Origin of the sequence: Streptomyces sp. NPDC048441 (assembly GCF_043200235.1) — a bacterium.
Taxonomy (GTDB): Bacteria; Actinomycetota; Actinomycetes; order Streptomycetales; family Streptomycetaceae; genus Streptomyces.
In genome coordinates, this window is record NZ_JBICXM010000010.1 from 22,572 (window position 1) to 38,239 (window position 15,668).

Here is a 15,668-nt window from a genome sequence, read left to right on the forward strand (position 1 = left end):
TCCAGCTGTTGAGCCATACCGCTTCCGGCTGTTGAGCCCGCTCCACTCTCTTCTGTTGAGCCTGCTCCACCCTCCCTCGCGACACCCCAGCACTCACGTTGAGGAACCACCGCACCATGAACAGCGACAGCGACCTCCAGATCGCCGGCGACATCCTCGAAGTCGCCCACCTCCTACAGCCCGCCCGCGAGCACCCAGCCACCGTGGCCGAGTTCGTCGGCCTGGCCCGCGGCATCGCGGCCGACCGCGCGCAATGGGCCCACCTCGTCGAGTACGACGCCACAAGCCGCTGGTACCACCGCCTGCGCACCGGGCCGGGCTACGAGGTCTGGCTCCTCTCCTGGGTGCCGGGGCAGGGCAGCGGATCGCACGACCACGGCCTCTCCTCCGGCGTACTCACGGTCCTGGAGGGCGAGCTGACGGAGCGTACGGAGCGCGGGCAGCGCGCGCTCGGCGCCGGAGCCCAGCGCGTGTTCGCGCCCGGGTACGTCCACGACGTCGTCAACGACTCCCTGGAACCGGCCGTCAGCCTGCACGTCTACTACCCCGGCCTGACCGACATGCCGATGCACGCGGCGCAGTGCGGCGTGCGGGCCACCGCCCCGGCGACCGGAGATGTCGTGACCGCCTGACGCGTTGTCGTATGTGCCTGACATGCTTGGTCCCATGCGCATTGTGGTCCTGGCCGGCGGTATCGGCGGCGCCCGTTTCCTCCGCGGGCTCAAGAAAGCCGCGCCTGACGCGGACATCACGGTCATCGGCAACACCGGTGACGACATTCACCTGTTCGGGCTCAAGGTCTGCCCCGACCTCGACACCGTGATGTACACGCTCGGCGGCGGCATCAACGAAGAGCAGGGCTGGGGTCGTACGGACGAGACGTTCAAGGTCAAGGAAGAGCTCGCGGCGTACGGCGTGGGGCCCGAGTGGTTCGGGCTCGGCGACCGGGACTTCGCCACGCACATCGTGCGGACGCAGATGCTGGCCGCCGGATTCCCGCTCAGTGCCGTCACCGAAGCGCTGTGCGAGCGGTGGCAGCCCGGCGTGCGGCTCATCCCCATGTCGGACGACCGCGTCGAGACGCATGTCGCCGTCACGATCGACGGCGAGCAGAAGGCCATCCACTTCCAGGAGTACTGGGTGCGCCTGAGGGCGTCCGTGGACGCGCACGCCGTCGTGCCCGTAGGCGCCGACCAGGCCAAGCCCGCGCCCGGCGTCCTGGAGGCGATCGCCGACGCGGACGTCGTGATCTTCCCGCCGTCCAACCCTGTGGTGAGCGTCGGGACGATCCTCGCCGTGCCGGGCATCCGTGAGGCCATCGCCGACGCGGGCGTGCCCGTCGTCGGACTCTCCCCCATCGTCGGGGACGCGCCCGTGCGGGGCATGGCCGACAAGGTGCTCACCGCCGTGGGCGTGGAGACGACGGCCGCCGCGGTCGCCGAGCACTACGGGAGCGGACTGCTCGACGGGTGGCTCGTCGACACCGTGGACGCGGGTGTCGTGGAGCGGGTCGAGTCGGCGGGCATCCGGTGCCGGGCGATTCCGCTGATGATGAGCGATCTCGACGCGACCACCGAGATGGCGCGTGCCGCGCTTGTCCTCGCGGAGGAGGTGCGGGCATGAGCTCTTCCGACGCCGGAGCCGGGGCTGCGCCGTCGTTCCGTGTGTGGGCCGTTCCCGGGCTGCCCGAGGTGCGGCAGGGCGACGACATCGCCAAGCTGATCGCCGCGGCGGAGCCGGGGCTCGCCGACGGGGACGTACTCCTCGTCACTTCGAAGATCGTCAGCAAGGCCGAGGGGCGGATCGTCGAGGCGAGCGACCGCGAGGCCGCCATCGACGCGGAGACGGTGCGGGTCGTGGCGCGGCGCGGGGCCCTGCGCATCGTCGAGAACCGGCAGGGTCTTGTCATGGCCGCCGCCGGTGTCGATGCCTCCAACACGCCTTCCGGGACCGTGCTGTTGCTGCCCGAGGACGCCGATGCCTCGGCGCGTGCGGTGCGGGACGGGCTGCGGGACACGCTGGGCGTGGACGTGGGGGTCGTGGTCACCGACACCTTCGGGCGGCCCTGGCGGACCGGCCTCACCGATGTCGCCATCGGGGCGGCGGGCGTGCGGGTCCTCGATGACCTGCGGGGCGGGGTCGACGCGTACGGGAATCCGCTGAGCGCGACCGTCGTCGCCACCGCGGACGAGCTGGCCGCCGCCGGTGATCTGGTCAAGGGGAAGGCCGAGGGGCTGCCGGTGGCTGTCGTGCGTGGTCTTTCGCATGTCGTGCGTGAGACCGATGAGGTCGTGGGTGAGACCGATGAGGGAGCCCGCGTCATGGTGCGGAGCTCGCGTGACGACATGTTCCGGCTCGGGACGTCCGAGGCCGTACGGGAAGCGGTGACGCAGCGGCGGACCGTGCGGGAGTTCACCGACGAGGCGGTGGATCCGGGGGCCGTGCGGCGGGCCGTGGCTGCTGCTGTGACCGCGCCCGCGCCCCATCACACGACGCCTTGGCGGTTCGTGCTGCTCGAGTCCGAGGGCTCGCGGGTGCGGCTGCTTGACGCGATGCGCGACGCGTGGGTCGCGGATCTTCAGGGGGACCGGAAGTCTTCGGAGTCCATTGCCAAGCGGGTGCGGCGGGGGGATGTGCTGCGTAAAGCTCCCTATTTGGTCGTGCCTTGTCTTGTCATGGACGGCTCTCATACGTACGGGGATGCTCGGCGGGATGCCGCCGAGCGGGAGATGTTCGTCGTCGCCGCCGGGGCCGGGGTGCAGAACTTCCTCGTCGCGCTTGCCGGGGAGCGGCTTGGCTCCGCGTGGGTCTCGTCGACCATGTTCTGCCGGGATGTCGTACGGGACGTTCTTGGGCTTCCGGAGTCCTGGGACCCCATGGGGGCGGTTGCCGTGGGTCATGCGGCGGGTGAGCCCCCGGCTCGGGCCTCGCGGAATGTGGAGGACTTCTTCGAGGTGCGGTGAGGGGGCTTGCCAGGGGCGTTGGGTGGGATAGGTGGGCCGGGTGGGCCGGGCCGGGTGGTGCAACTGCGGGTTGTGGGGGCTTGTCGCGCAGTTCCCCGCGCCCGTCGCGCAGTTCCCCGCGCCCCTTGACGGCCGCTGCGGGCTCGTCGTGGTTGCTCGCGCAGTTCCCCGCGCCCCTTACGGGGCTGGCTGCTCAGAGCCTGGCGATATCGCCCACCGGCATACGTGGCTCCCTGCGGGGTGGGGTGTGGCCGCTCAGGAGGATCAGGCGGGTTGCTCTGTGGCGTTGGCCCTCGTAGGGGGTCAGTAGCTTCAGCATGGCCTCGTCGTCCGCCGTGCGGTCGCCCGCCAGCGCGTAGCCGATGATTCCCGGAAGGTGGAGGTCGCCCACCGTGACCGCGTCCGGGGCGCCGTTGCTGCGCTGGACCGTCTCCGCCGACGTCCATGGGCCGATGCCCGGGATCAGTTCCAGGCGGGCCTGAGCCTGGGGCGGCCCCATCGCCGCCGCTTCCTCCAGGCGGGCCGCCACTCTTGCCGCTCGCAGGATCGTCGACGCCCGTTTGTTGTCCACGCCCGCCTTGTGCCACTCCCAGGACGGGATCAGCGTCCACGTCCTCGGGTCCGGCATGACGTGCATACGGAGCTGGGCGGGCGTCGGGCCCGGGGCCGGTTCGCCGTACTTGCGGACCAGGAGGCGCCAGGCGCGGTACGCCTCGTCCGTCGTGACCTTCTGTTCCAGGATCGACGGGATCAGCGACTCCAGGACCAGGCCCGTGCGGGTCAGGCGGAGGCCGGGGCGGCGGTGCGCTGTTGCTGCGAGCAGGCGGTGGCGGGGGGCGAAGGCCTCGGGCTCGTCGGACTCGCCGATGAGGTGCGGGAGTTGGTCCAGGAGCCAGGTGGCTCCTGGACCCCATGCCTCTGCCTCCACCGTCTTCGCGCGCAGGGCCACCCTCAGTGTGCCGGGGCCCTGAGGGGTGCGGGTCGCTCGCCAGGCCGAGCCGTCGGGGGTCGTGCGGAACGTGGGGTCCGCGGGGCCTCTTCGCAGAGGGCCCAGGGTGAGGCCCAGGTTCAGGGGGTGGGGTGGGGTCCAGGTGCGGGTCTGAGCCGCTGTCGCCTGGCGGGGCGTGCCCTGGGGGATCGCCGTTTCGCCGCCGCGCACTGTTGTGCGGGTGGGGGTGGAGCGTGGGGCGAAACGGGATGACATCTGTACGAGGGTAGGGGCTTTTTTGTCCCCTGCCCCGCCCCTTCCCGAAAACCTGCTCCGGCGCAGGGGCCTTGCTTACCGCATCACCGGCTTCGCCGAGTTCGTCCTCAAACTCCCCCAAGCTCTTAAGGAGAGCAGGGGGGACCCCCACCAAGTTCTTAAGGAGCAGGGGGGACCCCCACGACAGGCTGAATAGTCCTACTCGTCCGACGAGAACCTGACCGACCCCGCCGGCAGCCTCGCCCCGCACCACACCCGTACGCCCTCCCGGAGCTCGTTGTCGGCGCCGACCTCCGCGCCGTCGCCGATCACCGCACCCGCGAGGATCGTGCGGGCGCCCACCCTCGCGCCCGCGCCGATCAGGGAGTCGGTGATCACCGCGTTCGGTTCGATGACCGCCCCGGCCAGGACCGTGCTGCCGTCCACCCGTGCGCCCGCGCCGATCACCGCGTCGTCGCCGATCACCGTGCCGCCGGTGAGCTTCGCGTCCGGGGCGACTCCGGCGGTCGGCAGGACCAGGCGGTCGCCGCAGCGGCCGGGGACCGCGGGGGACGGTGCCCGGCCCAGGACCAGGTCCGCCGAGCCGCGTACGAAGGCCTGGGGCGTGCCCAGGTCCAGCCAGTACGTCGAGTCGACCATGCCCTGGAGGTGGGCTCCGGAGGCGAGGAGGTCGGGGAACGTCTCGCGTTCGACCGAGACCGGGCGGCCCTCGGGGATCGTGTCGATGACCGAGCGGCGGAAGACGTACGCGCCCGCGTTGATCTGGTCCGTCACGATCTCTTCGGGGGTCTGTGGTTTCTCCAGGAAGGCCTGCACCCGGCCCGTCGCGTCCGTCGGGACGAGGCCGTACGCACGGGGGTCGTCGACCTTCGTGAGGTGCAGGGAGACGTCTGCTCCCGAATCCTCGTGCGTCGTGACCAGGGCGCGGATGTCCAGGCCCGTGAGGATGTCGCCGTTGAAGATCAGGACCGGGTCGTCGGGGCCTGAGGTGAGGCGCGAGGCCACGTTGCGGATCGCGCCGCCCGTGCCCAGGGGCTCGGTCTCGGTGACGTACTCGATATGGAGGCCGAGCGCCGAGCCGTCTCCGAAGTACGGCTCGAAGACCTCGGCGAGGTAGGAGGTCGCCAGGACGATGTGCTCCACGCCTGCCGCGCGTGCCCGCGCCAGCTGGTGGGTGAGGAACGGGACGCCCGCCGCCGGAACCATCGGTTTGGGGGTGTGCACCGTGAGCGGACGGAGCCGGGTTCCCTTGCCGCCGACCAGGAGGATCGCTTCTGTCACCTGTCGTCTCTGCTTCCTGCTGGGGCCGGCCGAACTTGAGTCGCGGCCGGCCAGTGTATGCAGATGGCTTTGCAGATCGTGCAGTGCGCTGTGCGGGTCGTGCGGTACGCCGAGGGCTCAGCGGCCCTGGTAGCGGGCCGAGGTGGAACGGGCCGTGCCCAGCTTCCGATACAAGCGTGCACCGGGGCATTCCGTGGCGAAACCGTCACGGTGCCCGGAGATCACATGGAGCCGGACGTTCCTGCCTTTCGTGTACAGATTTCCACCCCCGGACTTCAGATAGGTCGATCCTCGCGGGTTGGCGCCGTACAGGCCGAGCTTCCAGGCGGTCAGCCGGGCGATGGCGTTCACGGCGGCCGCGGGCGGGTTGGAGTAGCCGAAGCTGCCGAGGACGGCGATGCCCATGCTGTTGGTGTTGAAACCGAGAGTGTGGGCCCCGAGGACTGGCTTGGCCACACCTCCGGCACGTCCTTCGTAGATGTTTCCGCACTTGTCGACCGCGAAGTTGTAGCCGAAGTCACGCCAGCCACTGCTCTTGACGTGGTAGCGGTAGATACTGCGCAGGACGGAGCCCGCCTGCGAGCAGCGGTAGTTGTTGCCGGTCGCGCTGTGATGCACGAAGGCGGCCTTCACGGTCTTCGAGTAGCCGAACTGCTTCTCGCGGAGCTTCTCGTCCGCGCCCCAGCCCTTGCGCGTGATGATGCGCGGCCGGGGCCCCACGTAGGGCCTGGCCTTCCCTGCGGCTTCCTCCGGACCGCCGCGGGCCGCGATCAGGTCGGCCTCCGTCTCCTTCTTGCTGAGCGCCGGGATGACGGCGGCGCCGAGCGGGGCGAGGTCGGCGTTGACGGCGGAGGAGGCGGCGGTCTCGGCGGTCAGGGCCGTGGAGCGGGGGCCTTCGCCCAGGGAGCCCTGCGGGGGCGGTTCGGCGCCGGGGTCGACGAGTTCGAGGCGCAGGCCCGCGGGCAGGGCGGTGCCTGCCGGGGGGCCGACCGCCCGGTGCCGCGGTTCCTCTCCCCGTACGCGGATCTCGACGGCGTCCGAGTCGCCGACCCACAGGGGGGCGGTGGAGCCGTGGACCCTGCCCGATGTGCTCTCCGGGTCGTCCGGGTCGGCGGCGTGCTCGTGGTTGTGCGTCTCCACGGCCTGCCAGCCGGACCAGGCGCCGGTGCCCGTGCCGCGCGTGCGGACCTGGACGCTGCCGTGCAGTTCGTCGTCCGGGTTGTTCCAGACGACGCCTACCAGAGAGAAGGGCCGGACTTCGCGCTGGAGCAGGCCCTGCTCGCGCGCTGACGAGCCCGCGCCGAGGGAGCGGTCGGAGCCGAGCGGGCCCAGCCGGAGCGACTGGGTGCTGCCGGGGATCTCGGCTGCGGATGACTCCGCCGGCGTCGCGGCGCGTGCGCCGGACGACGGCAGGGTGAGGGGGATGGCCAGGACGGCCGCGCACGTGACGCCGATCGAAGAAGCTAGAAATCCACGCATACATCTGATAGTTGGCATAGACGAACAAATCCGCCAATTGGGAATTGACGGACCGTTGGTTCCTGTCCGCCGAACGTCCGCCGGACGTCCGCCGAACCGGTGGCCCGCACTCCCCCGCCACGCCCGGGACGCAGGTGCGTCCGCGTACCCTTGCGCCCGTGAACGCCACCGACCGCACCCCTGCCGACCTGCTGCGATCCGCGCTCGCCACGGACCCGGGCCGCCCGCTGATCACCTTCTACGACGACGCGACGGGCGAGCGCGTCGAATTGTCCGTGGCCACCTTCGCCAATTGGGTGGCCAAGACCGCCAACCTGCTCCAGGGCGATCTCGCCGCCGAGCCCGGCGACCGGCTCGCGCTGCTGCTTCCCGCGCACTGGCAGACGGCGGTCTGGCTGCTCGCCTGTTCGTCCGTGGGGGTCGTCGCGGATGTCGGCGGGGATCCGGCCAAGGCGGATCTCGTCGTCAGCGGGCCCGATTCGCTCGACGCGGCGCGGGCCTGCTCCGGGGAGCGGGTCGCGCTCGCGCTCCGGCCGCTCGGCGGGCGCTTCCCGCATGCTCCCGAAGGCTTCGTGGACTACGCGGTCGAGGTGCCGGGCCAGGGCGACCGCTTCGCGCCGTACGCGCCCGTGGACCCGGACGAGCCCGCGCTCGTCGTGGACGGCGCCGGCGAGCTGACGGGCGCGGAACTCGTCGGGCGGGCCCGCGCCGACGCCGAAGCGCTGGGGCTCGCCGCCGGCTCCCGGCTGCTCTCCGGCCTGTCGTACGACACCTGGGAGGGCCTGAGCTCCGGTCTGTACGGCCCGCTGGCGGCGGGCGGCTCCGTGGTGCTCTGCCGCCACCTCGACAAGATCGCCGAGGGCGGCCTCGCGAAGCGCGTCGAGGACGAGCGGGTCACCGCCACCGCGAAGTAGCCCCTCCCCTGGCGTCCCCCGTTCGGCCCACACGAGCCCCTGGCCCGCAGGCCCCGAGCGTCGCGCCGGTCCATGGTCGTAGGAGCGCACCATGCACCGACGTCGCTATGAGGGGTGGACGTATCCGTGTCCGACACCGCAGGCATGGCCGCCGGGCCGGATCGTCCGGACCCGGACGGCGCCGCGCCTGATCCGCCGGCCACGTACGGGCCCGGCGCGGGCTCAAGCCCCACGGGTGCGGGCGCCGTCCGGCGCAAGCGGCGCTGGCTGCGCTGGACGGCCATGGGTGCCGCAGGCCTCGTCCTGGTCGCCGCGGGCGCCGGATGGGCGGTCTACAACAAGCTCGACGGCAACATCACCAAGGACACCGACGCCGCGGCGGAGCTGGCGCGCTACGAGAAGGAGCGCCCGACGCCGCTGGTGCACGACGCCCAGAACATCCTCCTGATCGGCTCCGACACCCGGTCGGGCAGCGGCAACAAGAAGTACGGCCGCGACCGGGGCACCCAGCGCTCGGACACCACGATCCTGCTGCACCTCGCGGCCGACCGGCAGAGCGCGACCGCGGTGTCGATCCCGCGGGACGTGATGGTGGACATCCCCAGCTGCCGCAGGCCCGACGGTTCGCGGACGCGGGCCCAGTTCGCGCAGTTCAACTGGGCGTACGAGTTCGGCGGGACGGCCTGCACCATTCGTACGATCGAGAAGATGACGAAGATCCGCGTCGACCACCACATGGTCGTGGACTTCGCCGGGTTCAAGGACATGGTCGACGCGGTCGACGGCGTACAGGTCTGCCTCAAGGAACCGATCGACGACTCCGACGCCCATCTGAAGGTCGCCGCGGGCAAGCAGACGCTCAACGGCGAGCAGGCGCTCGGTTATGTGCGCGCCCGTAAGAGCATCGGCAACGGCAGTGACACCGACCGTATGGACCGTCAGCAGCAGTTCCTCGCGGCGCTCGTCAACAAGGTGCAGAGCAATGACGTCCTGCTCAATCCGGCGAAGCTCTATCCCGTTCTCGACGCGGCCACTTCTTCGCTGACGACGGACCCGGATCTCGCGAGTTTGCGTGGTTTGTACGAACTGGTGCGCGGTATGCGCAACATCCCCACAGAACAGGTGCAGTTCCTCACCGTGCCCCGGCGGTCCTATGTCTACGACGCCAATCGCGATGAACTCGTGGAGCCCGCCGCGGAGGAACTCTTCACCCGTCTTCGTACCGACGCGCCGCTCCAAGTGACGCGCAAGGACCCCGGCACGGCCCCGCGCAGCGACCAGGCGGAGAGCGGCGACGACGACTCCGGGGACTCCGGAGACTCCGAGGAGTACAGCGACGACGAGAAGCCGGACGACCCTTCACATACTCCGAGTCCCGCTCCCACATTCCGGGGCAACACGGCCGCCGGAACGACCTGCGAGTAAAGGCGCCCTCAAGCGCAAGACCGCCTGCACAAAGAAATGGGGCGGATTGCCCAGTTGTAGGGGAGTGGAATGTGTCACCGCCGTCGTTCACCTCTGAACTGGACGGATAGTGTGAGCGATCCGGTGCGCCGAGCCCCTCGGGACCGCGCACCGCTGGACGACTGACCGAGCGCCTTGCTTGAGGGGGGAAAGGCGCCGCGTGGCCCCGACGGAGGACCAAACAACCGTGGACGCGCAAGGCCGTGGGCGGGCGGAGAACATCGACCCCGCAGACCAGTGGGTACTCAACCCGAACACCGGCGATTACGAACTGCGACTGAGCCCTTCCGCAGGGGAGTCGGCAGTGCCGGGACCGCGCAGATCATCGCGGTCCTCGCCCCGTTCGGGAACGCGCGGCCGTGGTGGCCGCCGCGACGAGCCCCGTGATGAACAGCACGAGGTACCGAACCAGCGCAGACGCCGTGCGCCGCAGCCGGAGGCTGCCGGTGGCAGGCGCAAGCAGCCGCCCAAGAAGTCCAAGGGCAAGAAGGCCCTGATGTGGACGGGCGGCGTGCTCGCCTTCGTCCTCGTCACGGGCTGCGCCGGCGCGTACCTCTACTACCAGCACCTCAACGACAACATCACATCGGTCGACGACGATGGTGCGGGCACCGGCGGCTTCAGCAAGGACCGGGCCATCAACATCCTGGTGATGGGCACGGACAAGCGCACCGGCAAGGGCAACGAGAAGTACGGCGACAAGGAGAGCGTCGGCCACGCCGATACGACGATCCTGCTGCACGTCTCCAAGGACCGTACGAACGCGACCGCGTTGAGCATCCCGCGCGACATGATCACCGACATTCCGGACTGTCCGACGAAGCAGGAGGACGGCAGCGAGAAGGTCATCTCCGGCTCGCAGAACGTCCGCTTCAACGAGAGCCTCGGCCAGAGCGAGCGCACGCCCAGCTGCACCATGCGTACGGTCACCGAGATCACCGGCATAAAGATCGACCACTTCATGGTGGCCGACTTCAACGCGGTGAAGACGCTCTCCAGCGCGGTCGGCGGTGTGGACGTCTGTCTCGCCAAGGACATCGACGACCCGGACTCGCATCTGAAGCTGCCCGCGGGCAAGCACACCATCGAGGGCGAGGACGCGCTGGCGTTCGTCAGGACGCGGCACTCCGTGGGCACCGGCGGCGACTTGAGCCGGATCGAGCTCCAGCAGCAGTTCCTCAGCTCGCTGATGCGCAAGCTCAAGTCGAACGACACGCTCACCAGCCCGAAGAAGATGATAAGTCTCGCGGAGGCGGGCACCGATGCCCTCACCGTCGACTCCAAGATCGCGGACATAATGAAACTCCGTGACCTGGGCATGGAGTTGGGCAAGCTCGACATGAAGAACCTCAGCTTCACGACCGTGCCCGTGATCGACAACCCGGCGGAGAAGGTCCACACGACGGTCGTCGTGAACAAGGGCAAGGCCGACCCGCTGTTCTCCATGATGCGCGCCGACGAATCGCTGACCGCGGTGAAGAAGCAGCAGAGGAAGGAGAAGAAGGAGGTCGCCGCGCGCCTCAAGGGGAAGAAGTCCGCGGCCGCCGACGTACGGGTCGACATCTACAACGGCAGTGGGAAGACCGGCGCCGCTCAGACAACTCTCACGTACCTGCAGAACACTGAGGGCATGTCCAAGGCCAGCCAGCTCGGCAACGCGCCGTCCGACCTCAAGAAGACGACCCTTGAGTACGCGCCCGACCAGGCCGACCAGGCCCGGCGGCTCGCCGACATCATGGGCCTGCCCGGCTCCGCGATGAAGCCCGGCAAGAGCGAGAAGAACTCCCAGGGACTTCCTGCCATCAAGCTGACGCTCGGCAGCGACTTCAAGGGCGCAGGGGTTCCGATCAGTTCACCGTCGAAGACCCCGGAGGGCATCCAGAAGGTCGAAGCGGACAAGACTGTGTGTGCCAAGTGACCTGAAGCGGCCATTCTGCGTCTCACTAGACGCAGGATGGCCGTAATTCAGTGCAGGGGCGGGGAGGGGCAAGGGGATGGGGAGAAGCAGCGTGCGTGGGGAGGGGGCGCGGGAACGCGCCCCGCACGCCAGTGACCGGGGTTCGGGCGAGAGCCCGAAGGGCGGGGAGACCCCGGAGGGCAGCGGACAGAGACACCGCCGTAGGGGCGGCGGTGACCGGCCGCCGCGCCGCAGACGTCGGGTGCTCCGCTGGTCGGCAACGATCCTGTCGGTACTGATACTTGGGACGGCCGGCGCCGGATACCTGTGGTACCAGCATCTGAACAACAATCTGGAGACCGACGATCTGAACCTCGGCGAGCACCGGGCCCCCGAGCCCACGCCGAACGCGGCGGGCCAGACCCCGCTGAACATCCTGCTCATCGGCTCGGACGCACGGGACTCCAAGGAGAACCAGAAGCTCGGTGGCGCCAAGGAGACCTTCGGGGGAACGCCGCTCGCGGACGTCCAGATGCTGCTTCACCTGTCGGCCGACCGCACCAACATGTCGGTCGTCAGTATGCCGCGCGACACGCTGCTCTCCATTCCGAAGTGCACCGATCCGGACGACGGCAAGGTGTACGAGGCGTCGACGCAGCGGACGATGACGAACCAGACGCTCGGCCGTGGCGGCCCCGGCTGCACGGTCGCCACCTGGGAGAAGCTCACCAACATCCACATCAACCACTTCATGGAAGTGGACTTCTCGGGTGTGGTCTCGATGGCCGACGCCATCGGCGGCGTACCGGTCTGCGTGGACGCCAACATCTACTCGCGCGACAGCAAGGGCCACGGCTCGGGCCTGAAGCTCGAAAAGGGCACGACAGCCGTCAAGGGCAAGCAGGCCCTCCAGTGGCTGCGCACCCGCTACGGCTTCGACGGCGGCACCGACATCAGCCGCGCCAAGGCCCAGCACATGTACATGAACGCACTCGTGCGCGAGCTGCGCGACAACGCCAACCTGGGCAGCCCCAACAAGCTGCGCAAGCTCGCCGAGACGGCCACGAGCGCGCTCAAGGTCGACGACGGACTCGGCAGCGTCAAGAAGCTCTACGACCTGAGCAACGAGCTCAAGAAGGTCTCTCCGGAGCGGACGACGATGACGACCATGCCGTACGAGTACGTGGGCGCGCGCGTCGTTCCCAAGCCGGGCGACGCCGAGCAGCTCTTCCGTCTCGTACGCGACGACGTCTCACTGGACGGCAAGGGCAAGAAGAAGCCCGCCAAGGAGAAGGCCTCCGACGACCCGGCGGCGGCGGACGGCGAGATCGCCGTGCAGGTGCAGAACGGCACCCGCACGGACGCCGAGCCACCGGTCAGCGGGCGCGCGAGCACGGTGACCCAGCTCCTCGCGGGGAAGGGCTTCACCAAGGCGACGGCCGATACGACGACGGCTCTCGCACAGGAGAAGACCGTCATCAAGTTCCCCAGTGCCGACCTGGAGGGCGACGCCCAGCGGATCGCCAAGTCCCTTGGTATGCGGCTGAGTTCGGTGGAGAAGTCGACGGACGTCTCCGGGGTCACGCTCGTCGTCGGTGCCGACTGGCGGGAGGGGAACACCTACCCCAAGTCGAAGCGGGACGACAAGACTCCCGACTCGGCCGAGGCGCTCAACGGCTCGGACAAGAAGGCGTGCATGCACGTGGACCCGGGGTACACCTGGGAGTGAGCAGGACCCCGGTCCGTCCTGCTGTGCTCAGGCCTCGCTGAGCACAGCAGGACGCCGGGAAGCGATGACCTTCTTGGCGAGCGCACGCGGGCTGGTGAGGAAGCCCCAGCCCCACGACATGTGCATGGTCGCGAGCGCCACCGGGATCTGGAGGCGCGCCTTCAGTGGAAGACCCTTGCCCGCGGGCAGCGAGCCCGCCGCGATCGCCGCGACGTATCCGGCGGGGACGACAAAGCCCCAGGGCGTCACCAGGGCGCCCACGACGATGCCCGCCGCGATCGCGCAGACGGCGGTCGGCGGCGCGAGGTAGCGGAGGTTGATGGAGCCTTCGTGGTAGCGGGCGACGACGTGCCGCCAGCGGCCGTAGTCCTTGTACTGCTTGGCGAGGGCCTTCACGCTCGGCCGCGGGCGGTACTGCACCTTCAGCTCGGGCGAGAACCAGATGAGGCCGCCCGCCTCGCGGATACGGAAGTTCAGCTCCCAGTCCTGGGCGCGGATGAACTCCACGTTGTAGCCGCCCTGCTGTTCGAGGGCCTCGCGCCGGAAGACACCGAGATAGACGGTCTCCGCCTGCTGGGCCTCGCCACCGGTGTGGAAGGCCGCGTTGCCCACGCCGATCTTCGACGTCATGGCGGCGGCGACCGCGTGCTCCCAGTCGTTCTCGCCCTCGGCGTGCATGATGCCGCCGACGTTCTGCGCGCCGGTCTCCTCGAGGAGGCGTACGGCCGTCGCGATGTAGCCGGGAGACAGGATGCCGTGGCCGTCCACGCGCACCACGATCGGGTGGCTGGATGCCTTGATGGCGGCGTTCAGGGCCGCGGGCGTGCGCCCGGTGGGGTTCGGGACCGTCTGCACCTTCGCGCGGTCGCCCGCGGTCTCGGCGACCAGTTCGGCGGCGATCTCGTCCGTACGGTCCGTGGAGGGACCGAGCGCGACGACGACCTCCATCTCGCCTTCGTACTCCTGCTCGAGGATCGCGGATACGGCAGCACGCAGATGCCGTTCCTCGTTGAGCACCGGCATGATCACGGATACGGCAGGAAGCTGCACGTCGGGCGTCGCGTTCATCGGCGCCACGTTACCGCGAATGGGGGACACCGGCGCGCGCCGCCCGGCCTGCTGCCCCGGGTCGCAGATCGTATGGGCCTACGGTTCTCGCGTCCCCCGGCCCATCCCGAGTCTCCCACCCGTCCCGGCCAGGCCGTCACCGCGGAGGTGTCCCCCCACGTGCCCACACCGCCCCGCCGCTCCCCCGCGTCGCCACAGCGCGGGCCCCGCCCCCCGCACGCGCGGCAGCCTTCGCAGCAGCCCGCGCGGCGGCCGGCCAAGCAGCGGAAGCGGCCTCGCTGGCCCATGCGGGTGGCGACGGGGTTCGCCGTGACGGTGCTCACGGCGGCCGGGATCGGGCACGGTGTCGTCACCAGTCTCGACACCGAGATCAGCCGCGTCGACGCCTTCAAGGACATGAAGAACCGGCCCAAGGGCGGCAACGGCATGAACGTGCTGCTCGTCGGCACCGACGGCCGCGACAAGATCACCAAGGCGGAGAAGCAGAAGTACCGCCTCGGCGGCGCACCCTGCCACTGCACGGACACGATCATGATCGTGCACATCTCGGAGGACCGGGACCGCGCGAGTGTGGTGAGCCTGCCCCGTGACTCGTACGCGGAGATGCCCGAGCACACCGACCAGAACTCCGGCGACAAGCACAAGGCGCACCCGGTCAAGCTGAACGCGGCCTACGCGGAGGGCGGCGCCAACCTGACCGTGCGGACCGTCGAGAACATGACGAAGGTCAAGATCGACCACTACATGGAGGTCGACTTCACCAGCTTCATGAAGACCGTGGACGTGCTCGGCGGCGTCGAGATCTGCACGGCACGCCCGCTGAAGGACTCGTACACCGGACTCGATCTGTCCGTCGGTACGCACAAGCTGAACGGCGGGGCCGCGTTGCAGTACGTCCGCACACGCCACGTCGACGGCACATCGGACCTGGGGCGGATGCAGCGCCAGCAGCGGTTCCTCGCGGCGCTGATCGCCAAGGCGACCGGCAGCGGGGTGCTGCTCAACCCGCTCAAGTTCCGCGACGTGAGCAGGACGCTGCTCGGCTCCGTCCGGGCGGACAAGGGCTTCGGTACGAACGACATGCTGGCCCTCGGCCGGGCGATGCGCGGCTTCTCACCGTCGTCGTCGGAGTTCACCACCGTGCCGCTGCTCAGCAAGGGCGTGCTGGTGCCGGGCATCGGGTCGACGCTGAAGTGGGACCCGAAGAGGTCCGGGAAGCTCTTCGACGCACTGCGCGGCGACCGTCCGCTGGCCGCGCACCACACCATGCGCAAGGCCGTCGTCGACGTGTCGCCGCAGCAGATCCGGGTGCAGGTCGACAACGCCGCGGGCACGCCGGGACTCGGCCGGCGGGTCGACAGCGGGCTGCGGTCCACGGGCTTCCGCACGACGCGGGCCCCCGGCAATGTGGCGGGCAGGCCGCTGAAGCGCACGGTCGTCGCGTACGACCCCCGCTGGGACCGCTCGGCGAAGTCCCTGGCCACCGCACTGCCCGGCAGTGAGATGCGGGCCGTGAAGGGGCAGGGCCCGACCCTGAAGGTGTTCGCGGGCCAGGACTACAAGCGCGTCAGGCCGGTGCGGGCGGAGGATGCGTACCAAGGGGAGTTCGGGGCGCTCACCGGGGACCAGGTGGTGTGCCCGTAGGACGGTCCGCGCCGGCGCCCATGAG

12 protein-coding genes are annotated in these 15,668 nt (G+C 69.8%); 8 read left to right on the forward strand and 4 right to left on the reverse strand.

The window, feature by feature from the left end:
• Positions 1-116 precede the first annotated feature (116 nt).
• The 3 genes from ACGFSB_RS24190 to ACGFSB_RS24200 are packed head-to-tail and all read left to right on the forward strand — an operon-like array spanning position 117 to position 2,963.
• The gene (locus ACGFSB_RS24190; protein WP_393402859.1) at positions 117-632 is read left to right on the forward strand and encodes a cysteine dioxygenase; all 516 of its coding nucleotides are present in this window, start codon (positions 117-119) and stop codon (positions 630-632) included.
• A 34-nt stretch (positions 633-666) separates the two neighbouring features.
• The gene (gene cofD, locus ACGFSB_RS24195; protein ID WP_393402862.1) at positions 667-1,623 is read left to right on the forward strand and encodes a 2-phospho-L-lactate transferase; all 957 of its coding nucleotides are present in this window, start codon (positions 667-669) and stop codon (positions 1,621-1,623) included.
• Positions 1,620-2,963, forward strand: coding sequence for a coenzyme F420-0:L-glutamate ligase (locus ACGFSB_RS24200; protein ID WP_393402864.1), 1,344 nt, complete (start codon positions 1,620-1,622; stop codon positions 2,961-2,963). Before cofD ends, ACGFSB_RS24200 begins: the two co-directional genes overlap by 4 nt.
• Positions 2,964-3,156: 193 nt before the next feature.
• Here the strand turns inward: ACGFSB_RS24200 and ACGFSB_RS24205 are convergent, their stop codons facing one another.
• The 3 genes from ACGFSB_RS24205 to ACGFSB_RS24215 form a co-directional block, all read right to left on the reverse strand.
• The gene (locus ACGFSB_RS24205; protein ID WP_393402866.1) at positions 3,157-4,167 is read right to left on the reverse strand and encodes a DNA-3-methyladenine glycosylase family protein; all 1,011 of its coding nucleotides are present in this window, start codon (positions 4,165-4,167) and stop codon (positions 3,157-3,159) included.
• Positions 4,168-4,365: 198 nt separating this feature from the next.
• On the reverse strand, positions 4,366-5,448 hold the full coding sequence (locus ACGFSB_RS24210; protein WP_393402869.1) for a sugar phosphate nucleotidyltransferase: 1,083 nt from the start codon (positions 5,446-5,448) through the stop codon (positions 4,366-4,368).
• Between the two features lie 117 nt (positions 5,449-5,565).
• Positions 5,566-6,927 (reverse strand): N-acetylmuramoyl-L-alanine amidase, encoded by a 1,362-nt coding sequence (locus ACGFSB_RS24215; protein ID WP_393402871.1) that lies wholly within the window; start codon positions 6,925-6,927, stop codon positions 5,566-5,568.
• Between the two features lie 158 nt (positions 6,928-7,085).
• On the opposite strand from ACGFSB_RS24215, the gene ACGFSB_RS24220 reads away from it, so the two are divergent.
• The 4 genes from ACGFSB_RS24220 (at position 7,086) to ACGFSB_RS24235 (ending at position 12,931) form a co-directional block, all read left to right on the forward strand.
• Positions 7,086-7,841, forward strand: coding sequence for a TIGR03089 family protein (locus ACGFSB_RS24220; protein ID WP_393402874.1), 756 nt, complete (start codon positions 7,086-7,088; stop codon positions 7,839-7,841).
• Between the two features lie 126 nt (positions 7,842-7,967).
• Complete coding sequence (locus ACGFSB_RS24225) at positions 7,968-9,266, forward strand: LCP family protein (protein ID WP_393402877.1); 1,299 nt, start codon at positions 7,968-7,970, stop codon at positions 9,264-9,266.
• A gap of 226 nt (positions 9,267-9,492) precedes the next feature.
• Positions 9,493-11,223: an LCP family protein gene (locus tag ACGFSB_RS24230; RefSeq protein WP_393402879.1), complete on the forward strand. Its 1,731-nt coding sequence runs from the start codon at positions 9,493-9,495 to the stop codon at positions 11,221-11,223.
• A gap of 76 nt (positions 11,224-11,299) precedes the next feature.
• Positions 11,300-12,931: an LCP family protein gene (locus tag ACGFSB_RS24235; protein WP_393402881.1), complete on the forward strand. Its 1,632-nt coding sequence runs from the start codon at positions 11,300-11,302 to the stop codon at positions 12,929-12,931.
• Between the two features lie 27 nt (positions 12,932-12,958).
• Here the strand turns inward: ACGFSB_RS24235 and ACGFSB_RS24240 are convergent, their stop codons facing one another.
• Positions 12,959-13,999, reverse strand: coding sequence for a glycosyltransferase family 2 protein (locus ACGFSB_RS24240; protein WP_393402883.1), 1,041 nt, complete (start codon positions 13,997-13,999; stop codon positions 12,959-12,961).
• A 285-nt stretch (positions 14,000-14,284) separates the two neighbouring features.
• Here ACGFSB_RS24240 and ACGFSB_RS24245 point away from each other — a divergent pair, with 285 nt between their 5' ends.
• Positions 14,285-15,643 carry an LCP family protein gene (locus tag ACGFSB_RS24245; RefSeq protein WP_393403501.1) on the forward strand — a complete coding sequence of 453 codons (1,359 nt, stop codon included), beginning with the start codon at positions 14,285-14,287 and terminating at the stop codon, positions 15,641-15,643.
• The last annotated feature ends 25 nt before the right edge of the window (positions 15,644-15,668 follow it).